Here is a 26,189-nt window from a genome sequence, read left to right on the forward strand (position 1 = left end):
CAGGACGCTCACCTGCCGGCCGCCACGTCGTCGATGAGGCCCGTCAGGGTGGACTCGGTGACCTCGCCCAGCACGCGCGCCGCGACGCGACCCTCGGCGTCCACCACGAGGGTGGACGGGATGGCGCTCGGCGGGAGTTGGGAGCCGAACTTCAACAGCTCCCGACCGTCCGGGTCGAACACGCTGGGATAGGTGATGTCGAACGCGCGCGAGAAGGCGAGCGCGGGGGCCTGGTCGAGGTCGCGCGTGTTGATGCCCACGAACTGGGCCTTGCCGGCGGTGGCGCGGGCGGCCTGCTCGAGGGCGGGCGCCTCCTTGCGGCAGGGCGCGCACCAACTGCCCCACACGTTGTAGACGATCACCTGGCCGTCGAGGGACGCCGAGTCGAACGCGCCCCCACCCAGGAGCTCACCCGAGATGCGCGGGGCCTCGCGTCGCTCGGAGGCCGGGACGATGGTGAGCGAACCGTCACCGCCGACGAAGCCACCCTCGGCCGTCGGACCGGCCGTGCAGCCGCTGATCAGGACGAGGGCGGACGCCGCGAGCGCCAGGCCCCTGAGCCGCGTGGAGAGGGACACCCCCATCACATCCCGGGCCGGAACAGCCGGCGTCCGACGGGGTAGAGGTCGGCGGCCGGCTCCTCGTACCCCACCTTCACCACGCGCCCGTCCACGAAGTGGAAGCTGGTCACCGACGCCTGCCGGCACTCACGGTTCGCGGGGTTGTGCAGGTGGCTGCGACCCTCGGCGTCCAGCCTCGCGACGTAGATGGGGAGCTGGTGGGACACCACCAGGACCCGCCCACCGGCGGGCACGGACGCCGCCATGTCACCCAGGGCGGCGCGCATGCGGGCCGCCACCTCGCGGTAGGGCTCGCCCCAGGACGGACGGAACGGGTTGCGCAGCCGCCACGCATTCGCCGGCAGCAGGAGCCGCTCGTTGAAGCGGCCGAAGCTGCGGCCCTCGAAGACGTTGGTCGCCTCGGTGACGCGCTCGTCCACCCTGACCTCCAGGTCGGGGTGACGTGCGGCGATGGGTGCCATGGTCTCCTGGGCACGCTGCAGCGGGGAGACGTACAGGGCGTCCAACGGGACGCCGGCGAAGTGGTCGGCCAGACGCTCGGCCATGGCGCGACCGAGGTCGCTCAACCCGTACCCCGGCAAGCGGCCGTACAGGACATGGTCCGGGTTGAGGACCTGCCCGTGACGGCACACGTGGACGATGGTGGGCTGCATGCCGGTAAGGATAGGCGGTCAGCCGAGGGCGTCGGCGAGCTGCCCGGCGTCCACGAACCACAGGCTCAACTGCCGGCCGTCGACGAACGTCACGGGCACATGATCGGTGTACTGCCTGCGCAGTGCGGGGTCGCCATCGACGTCGACGGCCTGCCAGGACACAGCTCGTTCCCGGCAGACCGTCTCGATGATCGCGAGCGCCTCGTCGCAGAGGTGGCACCCCTGTCGCGTCAGGACCACCACGCGGGCGTCCGACTGCGGCATCGGGTGCGCGGAGGTCACTTGCCTGCGCGGCGGCGCTGGATGCGCGTCTTCTTCAGCAGCTTGCGGTGCTTCTTCTTGGACATCCGCTTGCGACGCTTCTTGATGACAGAACCCACGTGTGACTCCTCAGGACGCCCCCGGACCTCAGGGGCGGGGATGAATGGTTGACTGCGAGCCTGATTCCCGGGCCCGCAAGGACAGCATCCTACTGCCCCGACCGGGAAGCGACCAAACGCTTGCCACCAGTCGACACACCGGTGGGGTACCTGGACCCCACCGGGGTTGGGTCAGCCCCGACCGAGCTCGACGGACCGGTCGCGGGCAGCTTCCATCGCGGCCATGAAGGCGGCCTTGACGGAGCGCTCCTCGAGGTGACGCAGCGCGGCGGCGGTGGTGCCGGCCGGCGAGGTCACCATCTCGCGCAGGAGGTTCGGGTGCTTGTCGGACTCCACCAGGAGCTTCGCCGACCCGAACACCGTCTGGTTGACCAGCGTGGTGGACAGGTCGCGCGGCAGGCCGAGCATGACACCGGCGTCGATCATGGCCTCGACCACGAAGAACAGGTAGGCCGGGCCGGACCCGGAGATCGCCGTCACGGCGTCCTGGTAGCGCTCGGCGACGACGACGGCGCGCCCGACCGCCTCCATGATGTGGACGGCCTTCTCCAGGTCGACCTCGCTGGCGTGGGCGCCGGGCGAGATGGCCGCCATGCCCTCCGAGACCTGGGCCGGGGTGTTCGGCATGACCCGGATGACCGGCGTCCCCTCGGGCAGGCCCGCCTCGAGCTGGGCGGTCGTCACGCCGGCGCAGAGAGAGACCAGCAGGGTTCCCGCCCCCATGTGCGGGGAGAGCTCCGGCAGCAGGTCGTGGACGTCCTGCGGCTTGACCACCAGCAGGACAGTGTCCGCCCCCTCGACGGCGTCGGCCGCGCTGGCGAAGGTCCGGACGCCGTAACGCCCCTCCAGCTCGTGCCGACGGGACTCCCGGCGGTCGGCGCCCACGAGGTCGGTGGGCGCCCATCCGGCCTTGAGCAGCCCGGCGAGCAGGGTCTCCCCCATCACGCCGGTGCCGATGAGGGCGGTGTGGCTCACTTCGCGACCAGCAGTTCGGCGACCTGGATGGCGTTCAGCGCGGCCCCCTTGCGCAGGTTGTCCCCGGTGATGAACATCACGAGGCCCTTCTTGCCCCGCACGCCCTGGTCCTGACGCACACGGCCCACGAAGACGTCGTCCTCGCCGGCGGCGACCCGCGGGTTCGGCAGGTCGACGACCTGGACGCCCGGGGCGTCCGCGAGCAGCTCGAGCGCACGCTCGGGGGTGATGTCCTCGGCGAACTCGGCGTGGACGGCCAGCGAGTGGCCGGAGAAGACCGGCACACGGACGCAGGTGCCGGACACCAGCAACTCGGGGATGTGGAGGATCTTGCGCGACTCGTTGCGGAGCTTGGCCTCCTCGTCGGTCTCACCGGACCCGTCCTCCAGCCGGCTGCCGGCGATCGCCACCACGTTGTACGCGATGGGCGCGACGTACGGGCTCGTGTCACCGGCGGGCACCTCGGCTCCGGCGAGGGCCAGCACCTTGGGGTCCTCGATCGCGGCGACCTGGTCGGCCAACGCCTGGACGCCCTTGACGCCCGAGCCGGAGACGGCCTGGTAGGTGGCGACGGTGAGGCGGGTGAGCGTGGCCTCGTCGTGCAGCGGCTTCAGCACCGGCATGGCGGCCATGGTGGTGCAGTTGGGGTTGGCGATGATGCCCTTGGGAGGGTTGACCGCGTCCTCGGGGTTGACCTCGCTGACGACCAGCGGGACGTCGGGGTCCTTGCGCCAGGCGGAGGAGTTGTCGACGACGATCGCGCCGGCGGCCGCCACCTTGGGGGCGTACTCGCGCGACATGGTCGCACCGGCGGAGAAGATGGCAATGTCGATGCCGGAGAAGTCGGCGGTGGCGGTGTCCTCGACGGTGACGTCCTTGCCCTTGAAGGGGATCACCGTGCCGGCCGACTTGGCGGAACTGAAGAAGCGCACGTCGTCGAGGGGGAACTCCCGCTGCTCGAGGAGGGCACGCATGACCTGACCGACCTGACCGGTCGCACCGAAGACACCAACACGCATGGGGACCATCCTACGGCGGGCCACCCTCACCACCGCGAGGTGTCCCACCCGGTTGCCTCAGAACCAGTCGACGTACGGCGCGATGAGGGCGTAGCCGAGGAAGCTGACCAGGTCGAGGATCACGTGCGCGACCACGAGGGGCATCACCCGTCCCCAGCGGCGGTACAGCCAGCCGAAGACCAGCCCCATGACGATGTTGCCGACGAAGCCGCCGAAGCCCTGGTAGAGGTGGTACGCACCGCGGATCACGGCGCTGGCCACGATGGCCACCCATGGGCCCATCCGCAGTTGCTCGAAGCGCCGCAGCACGAAGCCGAGCATGACGACCTCCTCCAGGAGGCCGTTCATCAGCGCGTAGCCGACCAGCACGGGGATCGTCCACCAGTTCGCGGCGAGGTTGGCCGGCGACACGTTGGTGTTGAACCCCAACTCGCGCGCCGCGAAGTAGAACGCCAGCCCCGGGATGCCGATGATGGCGGCCGCGAGGAAGCCCCGCCCCAGGTCGAAGCCCGGACGCCGCCGGTCGAAACCGATCCCGGCGCGGTCGCCGGTGAGCCGGAGCAGGTACAGGGCCAGCAGCATCGGCATCAGCGGGAAGACGATGCCCGCGACCTGGTAGGCCAGGTCGAGCCAGGGGCGGTCGGGCGTGACCGAGTTGTTCATGGACGTCGTCTGCTGGTTCAGCGGCACCTCGCGGGTGACCTTCTCGATGATCGACAGCAGCGAGTACACCGCGGACTGGCCGAGCGACACGCCCAGCACCAGCAGCACCTCCGTCAGGTACCGACCGCCGGACGCCGCGGGCGCACCTCGCGTCGTGGTCGGGTCACCGGCCTCGGGGTCGGCGCCGGCCACCGTGCTCACGGCACCACCGGGACGGACAGCGCCTCGCGCGACCAGGCCAGGGCACGCGCGAGCGCCTCCTCGCGCGCCGGACGCGAGCCGATCGTGCGGGTGTTCATCTCCAGGACGACGTGCCCGGCGAATCCGCGGGAGGCGAGGGTGCCCAGCACCTTGTTCGCCTCCTGGTCCCCCTCGCCGGGGAAGAGGTGCGCGTCCGCGATCGACCCGTTCCCGTCCGTGAGGTGGACGTGGGTGAGTCGCTCCCCCCAGGCGTCCACGAGGTCGAGCGACTTCCGGCGGGAGGTCGAGGCATGGGAGAGGTCGAGGGTGAGGTGGTCGTAGTCGCGCTCCGTCGGATCCCAGCCCGGGGAGTAGGCGCGCACCTCGGTGCCGCGCGGCCCGCGCCAGGGGAACATGTTCTCCACCGCGAAGGTGATGCCGGTGGTCCGCTCCAGACGTCGGATGCCCTCCACGAATCCGGCCGCGTACTTGCGTTGCCAGCGGAACGGCGGGTGCACGACGACCGAGTCGGCGCCGAGTCGGTGGGCGGCCACGGCCGAGCGCTCCAGCTTCTCCCACGGATCGGCGCCCCAGGTGTTCTGGGTGACGAGCAGGGTCGGCGCGTGGATGCTGAGCACCTCGACACCGTGTTGCTCCTGGAGCGCGACCAGGGCGTCCACGTCGCGGCTGACCGGGTCGATGCCGACCATCACCTCCACGCCGTCATAGCCCAGCCGGCTGGCCAACTCGAAGCATCGGGGGGTCTGCTCGGGATACACCGACGACGTCGACAGGCCGACGCGAGAGGTCTGTTGCGACCCGGCGCCGGGCCAGGCGGGGTAGGCACTCACCCGCCCAGCATAGGCGCGCCCCGACGCGTCGCCACCTCGGACGCCGCCCCACCGCAGCACTGTCTCGATGTCGTGATGACCTCACCACAAGGGGAAACGGACTCGATTGGCGCGGTTCTCGCTGATGGGTTTGAATTCTGCCATGCGCCTGTCGAATCTCTCCTTCGCCGCCGGACCAGACGGGCTCGCGCCTGCCGTCGCCCGACTGGAGGGCGCTCTGGGCGTCCACTTCCGGGACGGGGGATTCCACCCGCGCTTCGGCACCCGCAACAACATCATCACCATCGCGGGCGGCCGCTACCTCGAGGTCGTCGAGGTCCTGGAGCACCCCGCGGCCGAGAAGGCCGTGTTCGGTCAGGCCGTCCGCGCCCGCACCGACATGGGCGGCGGCTGGTTCGCGTGGGTCCTCGAGGTCGACGACATGTCCCCCCTGGAGGCCCGCCTCGAGCGGCAGTCGGTCGAGGGCTCGCGCCAGTTCCCCGACGGCCGCCGGCTGGAGTGGCGCCAGATCGGCATCAAGGGCCTCATGGCCGACCCGCAGCTCCCCTTCTTCGTGAAGTGGACGAGCGAGGAGGAGCTCCGCCCGTCGGCCCTCCCGCCCGAGCCCATCGAACTGCTGGAGATCCGCCTGTCCGGGTCGCGCGAGCGCGTCTCGGAGTGGATCGGCGAGGAGCTCGGCCCGGTCTTCGACGGGGTGGGCCTCACCTTCAACTCGCCCAACGGCATGCCGGGCATCGAGGCGGTCACCTTCCGCTGCCCCCAGGGCATCGTCACCATCTGACCCCTTCCCGATGAGACCGGACGCCACGGCGTCCGGTTTTGTCTGTGCGGGCACCTAGGTTGTGAGCCATGGCCAAGACCACCACGAGCTATCGCTGCACCGAGTGCGGCTGGACGACCGGGCGCTGGGTCGGCCGCTGTGCCCAGTGCCAGGCCTGGGGCAGCCTCACCGAGGGAGAGGCGACCTCCCCCCGCGCCGTCGCCTCCCAGCGCCCCGCGCAGCCGGCCCTCCGCATCACCGAGGTCGAGGCCAACGCGGCCCGTGGCGTCCGCACGGGCATCGGCGAGCTCGACCGGGTGCTCGGCGACGGGCTGGTGCCCGGCGCGGTCGTCCTGCTGGGCGGCGAGCCCGGGGTCGGCAAGTCGACCCTGCTGCTGGAGGTGGCCGCCCGGTGGGCGTCCCTGGGGCGACGGACGCTCTACGTGACGGCCGAGGAGTCCTCGGCGCAGGTCCGCCTGCGCGCCGACCGGACGGAGGCGCTCCACGACGAGTTGTTCCTCGCCGCCGAGTCCGACCTGGGCGTGGTCCTGGGCCACATCGAGGAGCTCTCCCCCAGCCTGCTCGTGCTGGACTCGGTGCAGACGGTGCAGGCCCAGGGCACGGACGGCGTCGCCGGTGGCGTCGCGCAGGTGCGCGAGGTGACGAACGCGCTGGTCCGCACGGCGAAGCGTCGCAACATGGCGGTCCTCATCATCGGCCACGTGACGAAGGACGGGGCGCTCGCCGGTCCCCGCACCCTGGAGCACCTCGTCGACGTCGTGCTGAGCTTCGAGGGCGAGCGGCACGGCGGCTTCCGCATGGTCCGGGCGACGAAGAACCGGTACGGCCCGGCCGACGAGGTGGGCTGCTTCGAGATGACCGAGACGGGCATCCGCGAGGTTCCCGACCCGTCCGGGCTGTTCACGTCCGCCCGCGGGCCGACGGCCGGTACCTGCGTGACGGTGAGCCTCGAGGGGCGGCGTCCGCTCGTGGCCGAGGTGCAGGCACTCGTGGTGCCGACCAGCCTCCAACAGCCGCGGCGCATGACCCAGGGCCTGGAGAACGCGCGGGTCACGATGACCCTGGCCGTGCTGCAGCGCCGCGCGGGCCACAAGCTCCACACGCGCGACGTCTACGCCTCGACCGTGGGCGGCGTCCGACTGAGTGACCCGGCGGCCGACTTGGCGCTCGCCATCGCGGTGGCCTCGGCGCTCCGCGACGAGGAGCCGTTGGGCAAGCTGCTCGCGATCGGCGAGGTCGGCCTGTCGGGCGAGGTCCGGCGGGTCCCGGCCCTGGGCCGGCGGCTGGCCGAGGCCGCCCGGCTGGGGTTCGACCGCGCCATCGTGCCCGCGGGGTCGGGCAGGGAGTCGGGGTGCACCGGGTTGACGGTCGTCGAGGTCACCTCGATCGACGAGGCGCTCCGCGCGGCCTTCGGCACCGCCCGCGGCAAGGTCGCCGTGCTCGACGAGCACCGCCGGGAGGCGAGTGGTCTCGACAGCGCGGCGGCGCGGCTCCACTAGAATGTCCGAGAACCCCGAGGAGGTGCTCGTGAGCGTGGGACGGTTGCCGGACGAGATCGTCCAGCTCGCGCCGGGCACGCCCCTGCGCGATGGCCTCGATCGCATCGTGAGCAGCCACACCGGCGCGTTGGTCGTGCTCGGCACGAATCCGGCGCTCCAGGCGATCTCGACCGGGGGCTTCGCCATCGACATCCCGTTCAACGCCACCCGCCTGCGCGAGTTGGCCAAGATGGACGGCGCGATCGTCCTGAGCACCGACCTGGGCCGGATCGTCGCCGCGGCCGTCCACCTCTCGCCCGCCCCCGAGGTCCCCACGTCCGAGACCGGCACGCGCCACCGCACCGCCGAGCGCGTCGCCCGGCAGGTCGGCGTGCCCGTGGTGACGGTGTCGGCCTCCATGGGCACGATTTCCTTGTTCGCCGGCGCCGGACGTCAGGTGGTTCCGCGACCCGAGCAGTTGCTCGACCGCGCGAGCCAGGCCCTGTCCGCCATCCAGGGCACCCGGCAACGCCTCAATGGCGCGCTGGACCGGCTCACGACCCTGGAGGTGCACGACAGCGTGACGCTGCGCGACCTCGCGCACGTCGCCCAGCGGGTCGAGATGGTCAACCGGCTGGCCGACGAGGCCAACACGTACATCAACGCGATGGGCGGCGACGGACGGTTGGCGTCCCTGCAACTCCGCGACCTCGTCGACGACCTCACCCCTCTGTCGTCCCTGCTCCAGCGTGACTACGTGGCGGAGGACGCCGAGGCCATGCCGTTCGCGAACCTCACCCGCCTCGACGACCACGAGTTGTTCGACATCGTGCTCGTCGCGCGCGCGCTCGGCTTCGCCGGCGACCTGCACCTGGATTCCCACGTCCGGCCCCGTGGCTACCGGCAGCTCGCCTCGATCCCGCGACTACCCGCAGGGGTACGCGCCCGACTCGTCGAGACGTTCGGCGACCTCAACGGTCTCTACTCGGCGTCCACGACGCAGATGTTGGCCGTCGACGAGGTGACCCCCGACATCGCGCACACCGTCCGTGACGGGCTGGCCCGCATCGCCGAGCGGGCCCTCACCAACTAGATGGATCGTCCCGCCGTCGTCGCCCGTGTGGCGGCCTGGTACGCCGCACACGCCCGTCCCCTGCCGTGGCGGGTGCCCGACTGCACGCCGTGGGGTGTGATGGTGAGTGAGTTCATGCTCCAGCAGACACCGGTCGTCCGGGTGCTGCCCGTCTGGCACGCGTGGCTGGATCGCTGGCCGACCCCCGTCAGCCTCGCCGCCGAGGAGGTGGGTGAGGCTGTCCGCGCGTGGGGCCGCCTGGGCTACCCCCGTCGCGCCCAGCGGCTGCACGCGGCCGCGTCGGCCATTCGGGACGAGTACGGCGGACAGGTCCCCGCGGACCTGGACGCCCTGCGTGCCCTGCCCGGCGTGGGCGACTACACGGCTGCCGCGATCGCGTCCTTCGCCCACGGGCGCCGCCACGTGGTGCTCGACACGAACGTCCGCCGGGTGATCGCGCGCCTCGAGGGCGGGGTCGCGTTCGCCCCCGCCACGCTCACCCGCGCCGAGCGCGCGCGGGCCGCCGCCTGGCTACCTGAGTCGGACGCCGAGGCCGCCACCTGGGCGGCCTCCTCCATGGAACTCGGCGCCCTCGTCTGCACCGCGGACGCCCCCCGCTGCGACGTCTGCCCCGTCAGCGACGCCTGCGCCTGGCTCGCGGGCGGACGCCCGGCGTGGGAAGGGCCGCCTCGGGTGGGTCAGACCTACGCCGGCACCGACCGGCAGTGCCGGGGCGTACTGCTGGGCGCCCTGCGCGAGGCGGACGCCGTGGCGGAGGACGCCCTGCTGGCGCTGTGGGCGTCCGACCCTGCTCAGGCCCGTCGGGCGTTGGCGTCCCTACTGGCGGACGGCTTGGTCCGGCGGCGGGCGGACGGACGGTTTTCCTTGTGACCGCGGTGCACGTCGACCGCCCGACGGCACGGGTCAGGGAAGAAACGCCGCTCAGGAACAGCACAGCCAGGAGAGTGATTCCTGCGGCGCCCGGGCCCAGCAGCGACACAAGCGAGAGACCACCGGCGCTGATGGGGTGAGGGGCCCAGGGCCGGCACCCGAGCAGGGGCAGTATCGTGGTGGCCACCCCGCACGAGAGGCCCCCCATGACCGAGCCGTCCCAGCCCTCCCGCCCCGCCGAGCCGGTGAACCCCTACGCCGATACGCCCACGTGGCAGGGCCCGCCGGACGCCGCGCACCCACCGTATGGCGCCCCGGGGAACCTCGCTTGGGACCGACCTTCTGCCTGGACGCTGCCCGAGCACCCGCAGTCCACCACGATCCTCCTGTTGGGGGTCCTGGGGCTCTTCAGTGGCGTCACCGCGCCGTTCGCCCTGGTGCTGGGCATGCGAGCCCGCGCCGAGGTGGCCGCGGGTCGCTTCTCCCCCAGCACGAGCCTCACGGTCGGCTGGGCGCTCGGGCTTGTGGTCACCTTGGTCATGCTGCTCGGCATCCTGCTGGTCGCGGTGGGCATCGTCGGGTTCATGGCCGTGCGCAGCTGAGCACACCCACAGCGAACCCGAGCCCTCGGCGCAGGGAACCCGAGCCCTCGGCGCAGGGAACCCGAGCCCGCGGCGCAGGGAACCCGAGCCCTCGGCGCAGGACGCGACAGAGGCCCCCAGCCTTTCGGCTGGGGGCCTCTCTGCTGGGGGCCTCTGTCCGCTGGAGGTCAGCTCTCCTGCGTGCCGCTCAGGTCGGCCGGCGCGTGGTCCGGCAGCTCGGCACGGGGCTGGCCCGTGAAGGTGAACGGAAGCTCCGAACCCTCCGGCGCGGCGTCCACGACCACGATCTCACCGGGGTGCAACTCACCGAAGAGGATCTTCTCGGCGAGCGAGTCCTCGATGTCGCGCTGGATCGCTCGACGCAGCGGACGTGCGCCCAGCACGGGGTCGAAGCCGCGCTTCGCGATCAGGGCCTTGGCCGTGTCGGTGAGGACGATGCCCATGTCACGATCGGCGAGACGCGCCTCCACCTGCGCGACCATGAGATCCACGATGTGCTCGATGTCGGTCTCGCTCAACTGGTGGAACACGATGATCTCGTCGACGCGGTTCAGGAACTCGGGACGGAAGTGCTGCTTCAGCTCGTCCGTCACCTTCGCCTTCATCTTGTCATAACCACCGACCGGATCGTCCGTGCGGCTGAAACCAAGGTTCACGGACTTCGAGATGTCGCGCGTACCCAAGTTCGTCGTCATGACGATAACGGTGTTCTTGAAATCCACCACGCGGCCCTGGGCGTCGGTCAGGCGACCCTCGTCCAAGATCTGCAGGAGCGAATTGAAGATGTCGGGGTGCGCCTTCTCGATCTCGTCGAACAACACGACTGAGAACGGCTTGCGCCGCACCTTCTCGGTGAGTTGGCCACCCTCCTCGTACCCCACGTATCCGGGAGGCGAACCGAACATCCGCGAAGCGGTGTGCTTCTCGGAGTACTCGGACATGTCGAGGGTGATCAGCGCATCCTCGTCGCCGAACAGGAACTCGGTCAGGGCCTTGGTCAGCTCGGTCTTTCCGACGCCCGACGGACCCGCGAAGATGAACGAACCGCTGGGGCGCTTCGGGTCCTTCAGGCCGGCCCGGGTACGGCGGATCGAGCGGGACAGCGCCTTCACGGCGTCCGTCTGCCCGATGTAGCGCCTGCCGATCTCGGCTTCCATCTGGAGCAGGCGCTGGCTCTCCTCCTCGGTCAGCTTGAACACGGGGATGCCCGTCGCGCTCGAGAGCACGACTGCGATCTCCTCCTCGCCGACCTCGGGCGGAACACCCTGGTCACCGTTCTTCCAGCTCTCCTCGAGTTTGTTGCGCTCGATGATCAGCTTCTTCTCGTCATCGCGCAGGCGGGCCGCCCGCTCGAAGTCCTGGCCATCGATCGCGGCCTCCTTCTCACCGCGCGTGACGGCGATGCGCTCGTCGATCTCGCGCAGGTCCGGCGGGGCGGTCATGCGCTGGATGCGAAGGCGGGCGCCGGCCTCGTCGATCAGGTCGATGGCCTTGTCGGGCAGGAAGCGATCCTGGATGTAGCGGTCGGCCAGCGTTGCAGCGGCGGTCAGCGCACCGTCGGTGATCGTGATGCGGTGATGCGCCTCGTAGCGGTCGCGCAGCCCCTTGAGGATCTCGATGGTGAGCGCGATGGAGGGCTCCGCCACCTGGATCGGCTGGAAGCGGCGCTCGAGGGCGGCGTCCTTCTCGATGTGCTTGCGGTACTCGTCCAGCGTCGTCGCGCCGATCGTCTGCAGCTCACCACGGGCGAGCATGGGCTTCAGGATCGATGCCGCGTCGATGGCGCCCTCGGCGGCGCCCGCACCCACCAGGGTGTGGATCTCGTCGATGAACAGCACGATGTCGCCGCGGGTCTTGATCTCCTTCAGCACCTTCTTCAGGCGCTCCTCGAAGTCACCGCGGTAGCGGGAACCCGCCACCAGCGCACCGAGGTCGAGGGTGTAGATCTGCTTGCCGCGCAGGGTTTCGGGCACGTCGCCGCGCACGATCTGCTGGGCCAGGCCCTCGACGCAGGCGGACTTGCCGACGCCGGGCTCACCGATCAGGACCGGGTTGTTCTTGGTACGACGGCTCAGCACCGTCATGACCCGCTCGATCTCCTTCTCGCGCCCGATGACCGGGTCGAGCTGGTTCTCGCGGGCGGCCTGGGTGAGGTTGCGACCGAACTGGTCCAGGATCGTCTGGTTGCCCGGCTGCTGCGGAGCCTCGGGCGCACCCGCGGTCGAGGGCTTCTCGTTGCCCTGGAACCCGGACAGCAGCTGCAGCACCTGGTTGCGGACGCGGTTGAGGTCGGCGCCCAGCTTGATGAGCACCTGGGCAGCGACACCCTCACCCTCGCGGATCAGGCCGAGCAGGATGTGCTCGGTGCCGATGTAGGGATGGTTGAGCTGCAGCGCCTCGCGCATGGACAGCTCCAACACCTTCTTGGCCCGAGGCGTGAACGGGATGTGGCCGGTCGGCGCCTGCTGGCCCTGACCGATGATCTCCTCCACCTGGGCGCGCACAGCCTCCAGCGAGATGCCGAGGGACTCCAGCGCCTTGGCCGCGACACCCTCGCCCTCGTGAATCAGGCCGAGCAGCAGGTGCTCGGTGCCGATGTAGTTGTGGTTGAGCATGCGCGCCTCGTCCTGGGCCAGGACGATCACGCGCCGCGCGCGGTCGGTGAACCGATCGAACATGAGCTCTCCTTGATCTCCGGCCGGCAGCCGGATCGCCCACACGGAACGTGGACGGTTGTTTCATCAGTCTAGTCAACGCCCCCGGCACACCGGATGTTCCCTGTTCGCCCTCGGCATAGCGGACGCCCCGGGTGCGGCACCCGGGGCGTCCGACGAGTCGTGGGGGCGGCTCAGTTGTGCGCGGCCTCGTAGGCGGCACGCACCTCGTCGCGGACACGGCCGCGATCGGAGACCTCCATGCCCTGGGCGCGCGCCCACTCGCGGATGTCGTTGGCCGAGCCGGACCCCGAGCGCGAACGACGACCCGACGTCGAGGCGGCACGGGTGACCTGCTTGCGGCCCGCGACACGGCGGCCGGAGGCGACCCAGGCGGAGAGCCCATCGCGCAGCTTCGCCGCATTCTCGGAGGTGAGGTCGATCTCGTAGGTGACACCGTCGAGAGCGAAAGTGACAGTCTCGTCGGCGGGGGTGCCGTCATTGAGCAGGTCGTCGGTGAGTTCGATACGGACACGTTGCGCCATGGCACATTCCCTTCACAAGGTTCACAAGGACGGCACTCAGCAATATGCGCCCCCGTGCCACAGATGAATGTATACCCTCGACTGGCCCTGAATCAATCGGCCAAATAGGCTTCGGGGGTGCACACGAGCGAATCCCACCTCCGCATCGGCGGAATTGATGGTCCCGGAATCACCGGGGCCACGATTGACCTCGGTCCGACCCACCCGAGCGCGGCCGGAATGCTGGAGTTAATCATTTTCACCGACGCTGACGGCGCGGTCACCTCGGCCGATCCGGCACCGGGTGCGCTGCACCGTGGCGCGGAGATGATCTTCACCGCGCGGGACTACCGCCAAGCCCTGAGCCTGGCCAACCGCCACGACTGGCAGGCCCCCTTCTTCGGCGAGTGGACGCTGGCCCGCCTCGTCGAGGACGCCCTGGGCATCGAGGTGCCGGACCGGGCACGCTGGCTCCGCGCCATCGGCGCCGAACACTCCCGGATCGCGTCGCACCTGGCCCACCTGTCGTTCCTGGGGCACCGACTGGGTGACCCCTCCCTCGAGACGGACACGGTGCGGGAGTCGCTGCGCCGGCAGACGGCGGCCTGGACCGGCAACCGGCTCCACCCCATGGTGGTCCGGCTGGGCGGGATCGCCGACGACCTCCCGTCCGGCTGGGCGGACGCCGAGCGCGCGGCTGTGGCCCGGGCGTCCGCGCTGGCCATCCGGATCGGGGAGGTCGTTGCGGACGGCTTCGGAGCCGGTGTCGCGCCCGTGTCCCCCGCCGTGGTCGACGCGTACGGGCTCGCGGGTCCGGTGGCCCGGGCGTCCGGCATGGTGACCGACCTGCGGCGCGGAGGCGGCGGGCACGCGGAGCCATGGCGGGCCGTGCGCGACCTCCTGGACGTGGCCGCCCCGGCCACCGGTGACGCCCGGGCCCGCTTCGCCCACCTGGCCGCCGAGGTGGTGGCGTCCGCATCGATGCTGGACCGGTGGCTGGACGCGTTGCCCGCCGGCCCGCTCGTGGCGCACCTGCCGAAGGTCGTCAAGCTCCCGGAGGGCGACTGGGTCGCCCGCGTCGAGGCCCCCCTCGGCCGGGCGGGCATGGTCGTCTCGTCGCGTGGCGAGAAGACCCCGTGGCGGCTGCGCCTGCGGACGCCGTCCTTCGCGAACGTCTCGTCCTGGCCGGCGGTCCTCCCCGGCACGGCGATGGCCGACCTGGACATCGCCATCGCGTCCCTGCCCTGGGTGGCGGGCGACCTCGACAAGTGACGCGGACATGAGAAGAGCCCCCGGCCCAGGGCCGGGGGCTCTCACGTGATCTCAGTTGGCGTGACGCGCCTGGACCTCGGCGACGAACGGCTGGGCCAGTCGCTGGAGGTCGAGGTCGACGACGGTGGGCGCCTCGACGGTGTCCCACTCCGACTCACCCTCGGTGACACGGCGTCGTGGGAGGGAGAAGACCTCCGCACCCTCGTCGACCGCGGTGGCGGTGGCCAGGTCGTGGCGCAGGCCGGTGTTCTCCACCCGCAGCGCCTCGTTGTCGCCGCGAAGGCGGGAGACCTGCATGTGGGCCTCACCGAGGACCACCTTGGTCTGGACGAGCTCCTCCTTGGTCTCGGCGAGCTCCACCTTGGTGTGGACGAGCTCCTCCGTGGTGGAGTCCAGCTCGTCCCGCGTCTCGTCCAGCGCACCGGTGACGGCTTGGATGCGGGCCTCCACCGTGGTGAGGACGCTGCGCTGGGTGGCGTGGAGCTGCTGGGTGCGCGCGCGCTCGGCGGCGCGGGCCTCAGCGGCCTCGGCCAGCGAGCGGAGGCGCCACTCACGGAACTCGACGAGGGCGGCCCACGTGGCCAGGAAGCCCGCCGCGAGGGCGACGACGACCGCAGCCCAATCGAGGAAGGGCACCCATTGGTTGGCCACCATGAGGGCGAGGGAGGCGACGGTACCGAGGACCAGGCTGGAGATGAGGAGGACGCGGCGGCGCGTCCGGGGCGCGGGGGAAGACAGGGAGGTCACAGACCTAGGCTACCTCGGAAAGGCTAGCGCACCGATGTGCCGGGCGGGGTGTCGGAGTCGGAACCGAGGTCGTTCGGGGAGTCCCGGTCGTCCGGAAGCCGGCAAGCCGATTCGAGGGCGCGTCCGGCCACCACCCACCCGGCGGAGGCGACGACCGCCACGCCGGCATGCACGACGCGCTCGACCGCCAGGGGCGCGGGCAGCGCGTCCGCCGCGGCCCAGGCCAGCGCCGCGTAGCCCCCCAGCAGCAGGGCTCCGCCCACTTGGGACGTCTTACCCAGCAACACGCGCCTGACCGCCTGGGTCGGGTCGAGGGCCGCACGGTCGCGCGCCAGCGTCCGTCGCGTGCGCAGGGCCAGCCAGGCGATCCCCAATGCGACGACGAGGATCGACACCCAGGAGGCGAACCCGGCGATCGGCAGCGACGATCCTCGCCCCTGCCACCACGCCAGCGTCAGGCGCACGACGAGGAGCGCCCCCACGGCCGCCCCCAGAACGCGGAGCGGCCGGGTGGGTCGGATCCTGGGCCCTTCGGTCACGGAAGGTGGATCGTGACGCCCTCGACCCGCTCGACGCCCGTGGTGTCGAGACCGGCGACGAGGTCGGCGACGGAACCGCGTCCGGGCAGTTGGGCGGCCGGGTCGGCCTCGAGCCACGGCACGAGGACGAAGGCCCGCTCATGGGCGCGCGGGTGCGGCAGGGTGAGCTCGTCCTCGTCGCGGACGCGATCGCCCAGCGTGATGAGGTCGATGTCGATCGTGCGCGGGCCCCACCGCTCCTCGCGCACCCGGCCGAGGTAGGTCTCGATCGCCTGGACCCGCTCCAGGAGGACGTCGGACGACATCATGGTCTCGGCGATCAGCACGATGTTCAGGAAGTCGGGCTGGTCGGTCTTGCCGACGGGGGCAGTGCGGTAGACGGAAGAGACGTCGGTGACCACGACGTCGGGGGTGGAGGCGATGAGGTCGACGGCGCGCTGCAAGGAGTCGGCGACGTCCCCCAGGTTGCCGCCGAGGGAGAAGACGATCCGCCGCAGGGGCTTCATGCCGCTCAGGGTGTCCAGGTCGAGTTCGACGGGGTAGCTCACGGTTTCCTCCTCGTGCACGTGACAGCGACGTCCCCGAAGGGGACGCTGATCGGTGCGTTGGGTTTGTGGACGGTGACGGTCGCCCGCTCGACGAGCGGATCGGCCAGACAGGTCTCGGCGAGGCGCCCGGCGAGGGTTTCGATGAGGTCGACCGGGTCACGCTCCACGTCCGCCACGAGGGCGTCCGCAAGACCACCGTAGTCCACTGTGGTGGTGAGGTCGTCGGTCAGGTTCGGACGGTGGACGTCCAATTCGGCATCGACGACGAACTCCTGGCCCTCGCGCCGCTCGAAGTCGAACACGCCGTGGTGTCCGGTCGCCCGGATCCCGGTCAGCCGGATCGTGACGAGGTGGTCGTCGGTCATGGCCGCCCCAACCGTTCGGCGACGGCGATGGCGTCGCGGGTGGAGCGGACGTCGTGGACCCGGACGCCCCACACCCCACGCTCGGCGAACCGACCCGAGAGGTAGGCGGTCGCGGTGTCCCGCTCGCGCGGGGGTCGGGGCGCGTCCGCGGACCCTAGCAGGGTGCCGAGGAAACGCTTGCGGCTCACGGCCAGCAGGAGCGGGAGGCCCAGCGCGTCCAGGGCGTCCCAGCCCTGCAGGACCGCCCAGTTGTGCTCGGCGGTCTTGGCGAAGCCGATGCCCGGGTCGAGCACCAGGCGCTCCGGGGCGATGCCGGCCGCCAGGGCGGCGTCCCGGCAGGCCGCGAGCTCGCGCGCGACGTCCGCCGCGACATCGGCGTAGACCGCGTTCTCCCCCATCTCGCGCGCGTGCCCGCGCCAGTGCATGGTGATGTACGACCCGCCCAGGTTCGCCACCGTGGCGAGCATGTCCGGGTCGGCGAGACCACCCGAGACGTCGTTGATCCACGTCGCGCCCACGTCGAGCGAGGCGGCCGCAACCGAGGCCCGGGTGGTGTCCACCGAGACCTGGACGCCGGCGTCCGCCAGCGCCCGGACGACCGGGACGACCCGGGCGAGCTCGGTCGCCTCGTCGACGCGGTCGGAGTCGGGGCGGGTGGACTCCCCGCCGACGTCGACGATGTCGGCGCCCTCGGCGACCAGGTGCAGGCCGTGCGCGATGGCGGCGTCCGTCTCCGCCCACGAACCGCCGTCCGAGAAGGAGTCGGGCGTCACGTTGAGGACGCCCATCACGAGCGTGCGCGCCATGGCGCTCACCCGATGATGAGGCCCATGGCCTCGGCGCGGGTGGCGGCGTTGAGGAGCACCCCGCGGACGGCCGAGGTGACGGTCTTGCTGCCCGGCTTGCGGACGCCGCGCATCGTCATGCACTGGTGCTCGGCCTCGACGACGACCATCACGCCCTGGGGATTGAGGTGCTCGACCAGGGCATCCGCGACCTGCCCGGTCAGCCGCTCCTGCACCTGGGGGCGCCGCGCGTACACGTCGACGAGGCGGGCGAGCTTGGACAGCCCCGTGATCTTGCCGTCCTTGCTCGGGATGTAGGCCACATGGGCCACGCCATGGAACGGCAGCAGGTGGTGCTCGCACGTGGACCACACCTCGATGTCCTTCACGAGCACCATCTCCTCGTGCTCGAGGTCGAAGGTGACACCGAGGTGGTCGGCCGGGTCCTGGTCGAGGCCGGAGAACATCTCGGCGTACGCGCGGGCGACCCGCTCGGGGGTGCCGACGAGGCCGTCGCGGTCCGGATCCTCGCCGATGGCGTGGAGGATCTCCCGGACGGCCGCGGTCAGGCGTTCCTGGTCAACGGCCATGTCAGCGCTCCTGCGGGGGTTGGGGAGCCTGCCCGGGCGGATACGGGCCCTGACCGGGTCCCCCGGGCGGGTACGGGGCGTTCGGCGGCGGGTACGCGCCGGGCTGGTTCCAGGGACCGGGCGCCTGCGGCGGTTGGCCGTAAGGACCGGGCTGCTGCGGCGGCTGGCCGTAGGGACCGGGCGGCTGGCTGCCCCACGGCCCGGCGGGCGGGCCCGGCTGCCAGGGGCCCGGCTGGCCCGGGGGCTGCTGACCCCACGGGTTCTGCCCCGGACCACCGGGGAGGCCGGCGGGCTGGGGGCCGGGGGCCACGGCGTCCGGCACCTTGCGCTCGGGCGGGTCGATGGGGGGAACGTCGGAGGGCACGCGGTCGGGCGAGCCCGTCCAGGCCGGACGCCGCGGGCGCTTCTTCAGCGGTTCGAAGATGCGGGCGACGTGTTCCTTGTCGAGGGTCTCGTGCTCGAACAGCTGGCGGACGAGCTCGTCGAGGACGTCGCGGTTCTCGTCGAGGACGTCGAACGCCTCCTGGTGGGCGGTGGCGATGAGGCTCTTGACCTCGGCGTCGATGCGACCGGCGACGTCCTCGGAGTAGTCGCGCGAGCCGCCCATGCCGGCCTGCATGCCGAGGAACGGCTCGCCGTTGTCGGCGCCGAACTTCACCGCGCCCAGGCTCTCGGTCATGCCGTACTGCGTGACCATCGCACGGGCGACCTTCGTGGCCTTCTCGATGTCGTTCGCGGCACCGGTCGTCGGGTCGTGGAACACCAGTTCCTCAGCGGCGCGTCCGCCCAGCATGTACGCCAGCTGGTCGAGCAGCTCGCCGCGGGTCTGGGAGTACTTGTCGGCGTCCGGCATGACCATCGTGTAGCCGAGCGCCCGGCCCCGGGGCAGGATCGTGACCTTCTGCACGGGGTCGTTGCCGGGCATCGCCGCCGCCACGAGGGCGTGACCACCCTCGTGGTAAGCGGTGATGAGCAGCTCGCGCTCGTTCATCACCCGCGTGCGCTTCTGCGGGCCGGCGATGACGCGGTCGATGGCCTCATCGAGGTTCTCCTTGGTGATCCACTGGCGGTTCTGGCGCGCCGTCAGCAGGGCGGCCTCGTTCAGGACGTTGGCCAGGTCGGCGCCGGTGAAGCCGGGGGTGCGCTTGGCGACCGAGGCGAGCTCCGCGTCCGCCGCCATGGGCTTGTTCTGCGCGTGGACGCGCAGGATCTGCAGGCGTCCGTTCATGTCGGGTGCCTCGACGGGGATCTGCCGATCGAACCGCCCCGGACGCAGCAGCGCCGGGTCGAGCACGTCGGGCCGGTTGGTGGCCGCGAGGAGGACCACGCCACCCTTGACGTCGAAGCCGTCCATCTCGACCAGCAACTGGTTCAGGGTCTGCTCACGCTCGTCGTGCCCACCGCCCATGCCGGCGCCGCGGTGGCGTCCGACGGCGTCGATCTCGTCGATGAAGATGATGGCCGGGGCGGCCTCCTTGGCCTGTTCGAAGAGGTCACGGACGCGGCTGGCGCCGACACCGACGAACATCTCGACGAAGTCCGAACCCGAGATCGAGAAGAACGGGACGCCGGCCTCGCCGGCGACCGCTCGCGCCAGCAGGGTCTTGCCGGTGCCCGGGGGTCCGTACAGCAGGACGCCCTTGGGGATCTTGGCGCCGACGGCCTGGAACTTGGCCGGCTCGGAGAGGAATTCGCGGATCTCCTGCAACTCCTCGATGGCCTCCTCGCAGCCGGCGACGTCGTCGAAGGTCGTGCGCGGGGTGTCCTTGTTGGCGATCTTGGCCTTGCTCTTGCCGAAGCCCAGCACGCGGTTGCCGCCCTGGGCGGAGTTCATCATGAAGAGGAACAGTCCGCCGATGAGCAGGAACGGCAGCACGCCCATCAGGAACAGCGACATGAACCCGTTGCCCGGGTTCTCGCCGCGCCACTGGTCCAGCGTGCCTGCCTCGACACGCTCGTTGAGGCGCTCGATGATGTCCTGGCTCTGGGTGCCGACCCAGTTGGCGCGCAGGCGGGCACCGTTCTCCTTGTATTCCAGGCGGATCTCCTGGTCACCGTCGACCATGACCACCTCGAGCAGCGGGTCGTTGCCCTCGATCGCCTGGATGACCTGCGACGTCGGGACCTGCTGGTAGCGGCTCGACGCCGAGAACAGGTTCATCCCGATGATGACCACCAGGAAAACGGCGAGGATCCACAGGAACGGACTGCGGAGGAGCCGTGGTGCTTTCATTCCACTCCCTGTCTGGGCGCGAGTTGGGGACGCCGTTGAGCGTACCGGAGGCAACCAAGGTCACCGATCCCGCTCAGCGGTGCAGCGCCCTCCGGGCCAGGGTGTTGCCCAGGAACTGCACCGACTGCACCAGCACGACGATGAGGCCGACGGTGATCCAGGTGATCGCCCAGTCGAATCGCTGGTAGCCGTAGCTGAGCGCGAACGCGCCGAGGCCACCGCCCGCGACGATCCCCGCCAGCGCCGACATGTCGACGACGGCCACGAAGAGGTACGTGTAGGCCAGGATCAGCGGGGCCAGCGCCTCGGGGATCACGACCGTCCGGACGATTGTCCAGGTCGACGCCCCCATGGAGCGTGCCGCCTCGATGACACCCGGGTCCAACGCCACCAGCGACTGCTCCACCAGGCGCGCCGAGGCGAACGACACCATGATCGCCAGCGGGAAGATGAAGGCGTTCGTCCCGATCGTCGAGCCCACGACCGTCAGCGTCAGCGGGCCGACAGCGGTGATGAAGATGATGAACGGGATCGGCCGGAAGAAGTTGATCACCAGGTTGAGGATGGTGAACAGGACCTTGTGCGGGCGAAGGCCCCCGCGCCGGGTCAGGTAGAGCAGGACGCCGACGCCCAGGCCGACCAGCCCGCCGACACCCAGCCCCACCGAGACGATGTAGAGCGTGGTCCCGATGGCCTCGAGGAAGATGTCTCCGTTGACCGAGAAGTCGAACTTCATCGCAGGTCCTCCCGGTCGTGCTCCTCGTATCCGCCGGACGCCTCGAGTTCGGCCAACGCGGCCGCGACCGCGGCGTCCGGGCCGTCGAGGGCGTAGGTGAGCGACCCGTAGGGACGCTCGGAGATCTCGACGATGCCGCCGTAGACCAGTTGGGCCGCCACCCCGTGGCGGGCGAACACGGCGGCGCGGTCACCCGAGGCGTCCGCGTCGTCGGTGACCGGCACCGTGACGATCCGACCCGGGTGGGTGCGCGCCAAGCGGGCCAGCGCGTCCGCCGACGGCCGGTCGCGCAGGGCCGTGTGGACGAACCGCCGCGTCACCTCCTGCTGCGGGCGGGCGAAGATCGAGTAGACGTCGCCGGACTCGACGGCGTGGCCGTCCTCCATGATCAGGACGCGGTCGCACAGGTAGCGGACGACGTCCATCTCGTGCGTGATGAGGACGATCGTGACGCCCAGTTCGTCGTTGACGCGGCGCAGCAGGTCCAGCACCTCACGGGTGGTCTGGGGATCCAGCGCCGACGTGCACTCGTCGGCCAGCAGGATCTTCGGGCTGGTCGCGAGCGCGCGGGCGATGCCGACGCGCTGCTTCTGGCCCCCGGACAGCTGCGCGGGGTGGACGTCGGCCTTGTCGGTGAGCCCGACGAACTCGAGCAACTCCGCGACGCGGGCCTTGCGGCGGGCGGCGTCCCACCGGGCCAGGCGCAGCGGGTAGGCGATGTTCTCGGCGATCGTCTTGGACTGGAACAGGTTGAACTGCTGGAAGATCATCCCGATCTCGGGACGGACGCTGCGCAGCTCCTTCTCCGTCATGGCGGACACCTCGAAGCCGTCCACGACGATGCGGCCCTCCGTCACGGGTTCGAGCCCGTTGACCAGACGGACCAGCGTCGACTTGCCGGCTCCGGAGAAGCCGATGACGCCGAAGATCTCCCCGGCCGCGATGGCCAGGGAGACGCCGTTGACGGCGTGCACCGGCTTCGATCCCTCGAAGACCTTGTGCACGCCGTCGAACGTGATGATGGGGTCGGCCATCGTCGTGGGGCGACCTCAGGCGAGGTCGGCCGTGACCTCGTCGAGGATCTGCTTGAGCTCCTGCGGGGTCTTGTTGACCAGGACCGCCGAGTCCGCGGACTGCTCGCTCAGCGCGGCCTGGAACTCCTTGTCGGCCAGGATCTCGCCGAGCTTGAGCAGGTTGGGGTTGGTCGCGTCGGCCTCGCGGACGACCAGCACGTTGATGTACGGCTGCGACGCCTCGTTGCTCGGGTCGTCCTCCACCAGGGCGGACTCCGGATCCAGCCCGGCGTCGTTGACGAAGTCGTTGTTCACGACCGCGCCCGCGATGGACGGCAGGGCGGTGACCGTCTGCTGGGCGTCCATCGGGGAGACCTTGACCTTGGACTCGGCGGCGACGATGTCCTCCTCGCCGGCGATGACGCCGGTGCCGTCCTTGAGCTTCAGCAGGCCGGCCGAGGCCAACAGGTGGATGGCGCGGGACTTGTTGGTCTCGTCGTTCGGGACGGCGATCTGGGAGCCGGCCTCGATGGCGTCGACCGAGGTGAACTTCTGCGAGTACAGCGCCAGCGGGTAGATGGCGGTGGACGCGATGGGCACGAGCTTGCCGTTGTTGTCCTTGTTGTAGCGCGCCAGGTACAGGATGTGCTGGAACTGGTTGGCATCGAGCGAACCGTCCGAGACGGCCGGGTTCGGCGTGGTGTAGTCGGTGAAGTCCTTGATCTCGACCTTGAGGCCGGCGGCCTGGGCCTTGGACTTGAAGACGTCCCACTCGGGGGACGCCGCTCCGACGACGCCGAGCTTGATCGGCTTGTCGGCGGCCGCGGTGCCGGACGCGGCGGGCTGGGCCCCGGCGGAGCAACCGGCCAGAGTCAGGGACAGGGCGGCGATGGCAGCGACGAGCGGCTTGGAAATGCGCATGACAGAGGGATTCCTTCTCAGAGGTGGTGATACGGGGAGGTTGAGGTGCGAGGGGGGCGGGACGGCGAGCGTCCTGGGCGTGCGGCTCAGCCGCGACAGCACATGGAGCTCGCCCGCATCATGTCGATGTGGAGGCGCGCCCAGCAGCACATCGGCTGCACGAGCTCGAGCTGACGCCTCACGACTGACCTCCACGGAACAGGGCCGGGTCCGATCACCACGGCTGCTTCTACGATAGTCCTGTCAACCACTTCCACCGAACTCGTCCGCACCGCGAGATGCAATCAGGCCTCGCGGCCCTCCTGCCCCGCCCGCACGAAGTCGGCGAGCGCCTCGTCGACGACCGCGCCACACCGGTTGACCAGGGTCATCGCCTCGGTCGAGGTGAGGCCGTGCCGCACCGCGGCGTCCGCCACCTCGTCCACGAACACCCCACGGAACCGGACGAAGGCCGCCACCACCTCGGTGAGGAGGCACCCGGACAAGCCCTCGGGCAGGGGGTCGTCCCCACCCGAGCGCGCGGCGTCACCGCAGCCCTTGTCCAGCAGTGCGCTCAGCGTGCTGCGCGCGAACCGCCGGTGCCCGCCGGGAGTGGTGAACGCCTCGATCTCGCCGGCGGCGCTCCACCGGCGCAGCGTGGCCGGGGACACTCCCAGCATCGCGCTGGCCTCCTGGACCGAGAGCCAGGTCTCGTTCATCCGTGTGGTCGCGGTCATCGGCCCACCTCGGCGGTGGAGCCGTCCAGCCGGGAGTTGCTCGGCCCGAGCCGGGCGTCCCCCTTGTGGCACTGGGCGCAGTAGCTGGGCTGGTGGCACACCGCGCACGCGAGCGGTCCGTTGGCCAGCCGCAGCGAGGTCGCGTGGCTGTACAGCATCTGGTCGTGCTCCACGTTGATCGCGCCGCTGTCGTGGCAGTCCACGCAGTAGCTCGGCTTGTGGCAGGCGGCGCAGCTCGTCCCGACGCCGTCGAGCGAGGTCGCGAGCTTGGCATGGTCGAAGGCGAACAGCCCCCGGTTGTGGTCGTCCGGACGCGGGCCGAGCGGGACGGGGTCCATGACCGCGGAGATCTTCTGCGCCTCGGGTGGGACGTCCGGCCCGGTCAACTGGGGGAACGTGTGGCAGGTGTCGCACGTGGACGGGATCGTGGTCTTGGTGACGACCTTGTCGACCACCTCGTAGTGGGCGCCGTCGTGGCAGCGGAAGCAGCCCGTGCCCGCCTGGTGGCCCAGGTTGTTGGCATAGGTGCCCGGGCCGGTCTCCATGCCGGCGGTGACGAGTTGGGAGTACAGCCGGGTCAGCTCCTGTGTCGACTCCTGCACCGCCTCGGCCTTCTGCTGCGCGACCAGCGGGTACTCGGACCCGTAGAAGGCCGGAAGGGCGGCGATGTCGGCGAGGTCCTTCTCCTCGCCCTCCCACGGCCCGCTCAGCAGCTCGACGGCCTTCTTCTTCAGGAACGGCAGCGACGGGTCGAGCTTCCCCAGCGCGAGCGCGTCGTCGACGGCCTGGTCCGCCGTGGGGATGTCGTGGCCCACCCGGTTGTGACAGGTGATGCAGCTCATCGTGACGACCTCGTCGCGCTCACGCATCCGCTGGACGTCGAGCGCGGCGTTGTTGGAGTCGCGAATCTGTCCGACGGCGATGAAGGTGCGCTCCGCGCCCGTCTTGGGGTCGGTGAAGCTGACCGAATCGATCGTCTGCTGGTGCGCGTCCGTGGTCGTGAACTCGACCGGCGTCTCGATGTGCCAGTGGACGCCCAGCGCGTCCGGGCTGCCGGCCTTGGCCGGCCGCATGACGACGGCGAGGTCCTTGCGGGTGTTGCTCTCGTCGGAGGCGTACGTGGTGCGCAGCACGAGCCGGTTCGGCCCGAGGTTCCCACCGAGGGAGGACACCTGGTGGCAGTTGGTGCACGTGTCGGTGCTCTGGGGCATCTTCCCGTGCTCGATCGGCGGGATCGGCGTGGGGTAGGTGTTGAACACGAGGTTCTTCAGCTCACGGGTGCCCTCGAGCTTGGCCTTCACGAAGCCGGCGACCGTCGGGGTGACGTGGCAGTCGCCGCACGTGGCCGCCTCCGCGTGGGGCGAGGCGTGATAGGCCTTGTCCTGCGGCTCCATGGTGTGGCAGAGCGTGCAGAACGGGACGCTCTCGGAGTAGTGGACGACCTCCATGCCGCCCACGGCGAGGGCCACCCCCACCGCGAGGGTGCCGAAGATGAGCGCCAGGGCGCCACCGAGCGTCTTCGGACGTGGGGTCCACCGGCGGACGAACCCCACGACCGGGTCGACCACACGCGCGCGGAAGCCCCGGCGCGGCTGCGCCGGGGTCTGGGGCGACGCCGACCCGGGTGGATCCGCTGGGCCGCCGACCTCGTCCGGAACGGGTTCGGCGGGTTCGGGCGCGTTGGTCACGGTGCCAACTCCTCGAGGATGGACGTCATGGTGGCCGGAGCCAGACCGCCGACACGGATGTCCTTGACCGTGCCGTCGGGAGCGATGAAGTAGTGGGCCGGGATGGCGCCCACGGCGTACGCCTCGGCGATCTCGTTCGTCGCGTCGACCCCGATCGGCATGGTCAGCCCGACGCGCTCGGCGTACGAACGGACGGCCTCCGGGGACTCCTGGATGTTGACCCCCAGGACCACGACACCCCGATCCGCGAACGCCTTCGAGGCGGCTTCGACATCGGGCATCTCGGCTTGGCAGTTGGTGCACCAGGTGGCTCCGAACGTGACCCAGACACCCTTGCCCCGCAGCTCCGAGAGCGTGATCTTCTTGCCGTCCCAGGTCGTGTAGGTGAAGTCGGTCGCCGGCTGCCCGAGAGTGGGCGGCGGCAGCCGGGAGGTGCCGTCGAGACGGACGACCGTCGAGCCGCCTGTCTGCGAGGCGCGGTCCTGCCGCTCCTGCATCTGGACGATCTGCCAGCCGCCCAGGACGACGGCCGCCGTCACCAGCAGGACGAACAGCTGGCCCAGCCTGCTCGAGCGGATCCGCTCGCGCGGGTCACGACGCACCACGGTGGACGCCGTGGGCGCGAGCACGTCGACACCCCGCGTCGCCTCGGCCCCGGTCACCTCGAACAGTTCGTCGTCGTCCTCGATGTGGTCCCTCATGATCCGTTCCTTCCCGTTCCGTCACTCCCCC

29 protein-coding genes are annotated in these 26,189 nt (G+C 70.7%); 6 read left to right on the forward strand and 23 right to left on the reverse strand.

What is annotated here, in order from left to right:
- Positions 1–8 precede the first annotated feature (8 nt).
- The 8 genes from AC5YDV_RS05900 to AC5YDV_RS05935 form a co-directional block, all read right to left on the reverse strand.
- The gene (locus tag AC5YDV_RS05900; RefSeq protein ID WP_496182408.1) at positions 9–578 is read right to left on the reverse strand and encodes a TlpA family protein disulfide reductase; all 570 of its coding nucleotides are present in this window, start codon (positions 576–578) and stop codon (positions 9–11) included.
- Between the two features lie 5 nt (positions 579–583).
- The gene (locus AC5YDV_RS05905) at positions 584–1,234 is read right to left on the reverse strand and encodes a histidine phosphatase family protein (RefSeq protein WP_496182409.1); all 651 of its coding nucleotides are present in this window, start codon (positions 1,232–1,234) and stop codon (positions 584–586) included.
- 18 nt (positions 1,235–1,252) lie between these two features.
- Positions 1,253–1,498 carry a glutaredoxin family protein gene (locus AC5YDV_RS05910; protein WP_496192407.1) on the reverse strand — a complete coding sequence of 82 codons (246 nt, stop codon included), beginning with the start codon at positions 1,496–1,498 and terminating at the stop codon, positions 1,253–1,255.
- Positions 1,499–1,512: 14 nt separating this feature from the next.
- Complete coding sequence (locus AC5YDV_RS05915; protein ID WP_081636672.1) at positions 1,513–1,614, reverse strand: 30S ribosomal protein bS22; 102 nt, start codon at positions 1,612–1,614, stop codon at positions 1,513–1,515.
- A gap of 171 nt (positions 1,615–1,785) precedes the next feature.
- Positions 1,786–2,589, reverse strand: a complete 804-nt coding sequence (gene proC / locus AC5YDV_RS05920; RefSeq protein ID WP_496182411.1) for a pyrroline-5-carboxylate reductase — start codon at positions 2,587–2,589, stop codon at positions 1,786–1,788.
- Positions 2,586–3,617, reverse strand: coding sequence for an aspartate-semialdehyde dehydrogenase (locus tag AC5YDV_RS05925; RefSeq protein WP_496182456.1), 1,032 nt, complete (start codon positions 3,615–3,617; stop codon positions 2,586–2,588). Before AC5YDV_RS05925 ends, proC begins: the two co-directional genes overlap by 4 nt.
- Positions 3,618–3,665: 48 nt before the next feature.
- Complete coding sequence (locus AC5YDV_RS05930) at positions 3,666–4,463, reverse strand: CPBP family intramembrane glutamic endopeptidase (protein ID WP_496182457.1); 798 nt, start codon at positions 4,461–4,463, stop codon at positions 3,666–3,668.
- Between the two features lie 5 nt (positions 4,464–4,468).
- The gene (locus tag AC5YDV_RS05935) at positions 4,469–5,302 is read right to left on the reverse strand and encodes a sugar phosphate isomerase/epimerase family protein (protein WP_496182412.1); all 834 of its coding nucleotides are present in this window, start codon (positions 5,300–5,302) and stop codon (positions 4,469–4,471) included.
- A gap of 142 nt (positions 5,303–5,444) precedes the next feature.
- Between AC5YDV_RS05935 and AC5YDV_RS05940 the strand changes: the two genes are divergently transcribed.
- From AC5YDV_RS05940 to AC5YDV_RS05960, 5 genes are all read left to right on the forward strand, one after another.
- Positions 5,445–6,083 carry a VOC family protein gene (locus AC5YDV_RS05940; protein WP_496182413.1) on the forward strand — a complete coding sequence of 213 codons (639 nt, stop codon included), beginning with the start codon at positions 5,445–5,447 and terminating at the stop codon, positions 6,081–6,083.
- A 68-nt stretch (positions 6,084–6,151) separates the two neighbouring features.
- On the forward strand, positions 6,152–7,582 hold the full coding sequence (radA, locus tag AC5YDV_RS05945) for a DNA repair protein RadA (RefSeq protein ID WP_496182414.1): 1,431 nt from the start codon (positions 6,152–6,154) through the stop codon (positions 7,580–7,582).
- A gap of 1 nt (position 7,583) precedes the next feature.
- Complete coding sequence (gene disA / locus AC5YDV_RS05950) at positions 7,584–8,654, forward strand: DNA integrity scanning diadenylate cyclase DisA (RefSeq protein ID WP_496182415.1); 1,071 nt, start codon at positions 7,584–7,586, stop codon at positions 8,652–8,654.
- Complete coding sequence (locus AC5YDV_RS05955) at positions 8,655–9,524, forward strand: HhH-GPD family protein (RefSeq protein ID WP_496182416.1); 870 nt, start codon at positions 8,655–8,657, stop codon at positions 9,522–9,524. It abuts the gene before it with no gap.
- 206 nt (positions 9,525–9,730) lie between these two features.
- A complete protein-coding gene (locus AC5YDV_RS05960; RefSeq protein WP_496182417.1) occupies positions 9,731–10,126 on the forward strand; it encodes a hypothetical protein in 396 nt (131 codons plus the stop codon).
- Positions 10,127–10,293: 167 nt separating this feature from the next.
- Here AC5YDV_RS05960 and AC5YDV_RS05965 read toward each other — a convergent pair whose 3' ends face one another.
- Together AC5YDV_RS05965 and AC5YDV_RS05970 are read right to left on the reverse strand one after the other, a co-directional pair.
- On the reverse strand, positions 10,294–12,804 hold the full coding sequence (locus AC5YDV_RS05965) for an ATP-dependent Clp protease ATP-binding subunit (protein ID WP_496182418.1): 2,511 nt from the start codon (positions 12,802–12,804) through the stop codon (positions 10,294–10,296).
- Positions 12,805–12,974: 170 nt separating this feature from the next.
- A complete protein-coding gene (locus tag AC5YDV_RS05970) occupies positions 12,975–13,325 on the reverse strand; it encodes a histone-like nucleoid-structuring protein Lsr2 (protein ID WP_496182419.1) in 351 nt (116 codons plus the stop codon).
- A 117-nt stretch (positions 13,326–13,442) separates the two neighbouring features.
- Between AC5YDV_RS05970 and AC5YDV_RS05975 the strand changes: the two genes are divergently transcribed.
- Positions 13,443–14,576: an NADH-quinone oxidoreductase subunit D-related protein gene (locus tag AC5YDV_RS05975; protein WP_496182420.1), complete on the forward strand. Its 1,134-nt coding sequence runs from the start codon at positions 13,443–13,445 to the stop codon at positions 14,574–14,576.
- A gap of 51 nt (positions 14,577–14,627) precedes the next feature.
- Here AC5YDV_RS05975 and AC5YDV_RS05980 read toward each other — a convergent pair whose 3' ends face one another.
- The 13 genes from AC5YDV_RS05980 to AC5YDV_RS06040 all read right to left on the reverse strand — a co-directional run bounded on the left by AC5YDV_RS05980 (position 14,628) and on the right by AC5YDV_RS06040 (position 26,158).
- Complete coding sequence (locus AC5YDV_RS05980; protein WP_496182421.1) at positions 14,628–15,323, reverse strand: hypothetical protein; 696 nt, start codon at positions 15,321–15,323, stop codon at positions 14,628–14,630.
- A 23-nt stretch (positions 15,324–15,346) separates the two neighbouring features.
- On the reverse strand, positions 15,347–15,862 hold the full coding sequence (locus tag AC5YDV_RS05985; RefSeq protein WP_496182422.1) for a DUF3180 domain-containing protein: 516 nt from the start codon (positions 15,860–15,862) through the stop codon (positions 15,347–15,349).
- The gene (gene folK, locus AC5YDV_RS05990) at positions 15,859–16,410 is read right to left on the reverse strand and encodes a 2-amino-4-hydroxy-6-hydroxymethyldihydropteridine diphosphokinase (RefSeq protein WP_496182423.1); all 552 of its coding nucleotides are present in this window, start codon (positions 16,408–16,410) and stop codon (positions 15,859–15,861) included. Before folK ends, AC5YDV_RS05985 begins: the two co-directional genes overlap by 4 nt.
- Positions 16,407–16,775, reverse strand: a complete 369-nt coding sequence (gene folB, locus AC5YDV_RS05995; protein ID WP_496182424.1) for a dihydroneopterin aldolase — start codon at positions 16,773–16,775, stop codon at positions 16,407–16,409. Before folB ends, folK begins: the two co-directional genes overlap by 4 nt.
- Positions 16,772–17,581 (reverse strand): dihydropteroate synthase, encoded by an 810-nt coding sequence (folP, locus tag AC5YDV_RS06000; RefSeq protein WP_496182425.1) that lies wholly within the window; start codon positions 17,579–17,581, stop codon positions 16,772–16,774. The genes folB and folP overlap by 4 nt, the downstream gene beginning before the upstream one ends.
- Before the next feature lie 5 nt (positions 17,582–17,586).
- Entirely contained in the window at positions 17,587–18,150 is a 564-nt protein-coding gene (gene folE / locus AC5YDV_RS06005; RefSeq protein WP_496182426.1) for a GTP cyclohydrolase I FolE, read from the reverse strand.
- Position 18,151: 1 nt separating this feature from the next.
- Positions 18,152–20,383 (reverse strand): ATP-dependent zinc metalloprotease FtsH, encoded by a 2,232-nt coding sequence (gene ftsH / locus AC5YDV_RS06010; RefSeq protein ID WP_496182427.1) that lies wholly within the window; start codon positions 20,381–20,383, stop codon positions 18,152–18,154.
- 73 nt (positions 20,384–20,456) lie between these two features.
- Entirely contained in the window at positions 20,457–21,119 is a 663-nt protein-coding gene (locus AC5YDV_RS06015; protein WP_496182428.1) for a methionine ABC transporter permease, read from the reverse strand.
- Entirely contained in the window at positions 21,116–22,153 is a 1,038-nt protein-coding gene (locus AC5YDV_RS06020; protein ID WP_496182429.1) for a methionine ABC transporter ATP-binding protein, read from the reverse strand. The genes AC5YDV_RS06015 and AC5YDV_RS06020 overlap by 4 nt, the downstream gene beginning before the upstream one ends.
- Before the next feature lie 15 nt (positions 22,154–22,168).
- Complete coding sequence (locus tag AC5YDV_RS06025) at positions 22,169–23,053, reverse strand: MetQ/NlpA family ABC transporter substrate-binding protein (RefSeq protein WP_496182430.1); 885 nt, start codon at positions 23,051–23,053, stop codon at positions 22,169–22,171.
- Positions 23,054–23,337: 284 nt separating this feature from the next.
- Entirely contained in the window at positions 23,338–23,769 is a 432-nt protein-coding gene (locus tag AC5YDV_RS06030) for a MerR family transcriptional regulator (protein WP_496182431.1), read from the reverse strand.
- On the reverse strand, positions 23,766–25,457 hold the full coding sequence (locus tag AC5YDV_RS06035; RefSeq protein ID WP_496182432.1) for a NapC/NirT family cytochrome c: 1,692 nt from the start codon (positions 25,455–25,457) through the stop codon (positions 23,766–23,768). Before AC5YDV_RS06035 ends, AC5YDV_RS06030 begins: the two co-directional genes overlap by 4 nt.
- Positions 25,454–26,158, reverse strand: coding sequence for a TlpA family protein disulfide reductase (locus AC5YDV_RS06040; RefSeq protein ID WP_496182433.1), 705 nt, complete (start codon positions 26,156–26,158; stop codon positions 25,454–25,456). The genes AC5YDV_RS06035 and AC5YDV_RS06040 overlap by 4 nt, the downstream gene beginning before the upstream one ends.
- Positions 26,159–26,189: the final 31 nt, after the last annotated feature.

This window comes from Propioniciclava sp. LT432 (assembly GCF_059515965.1).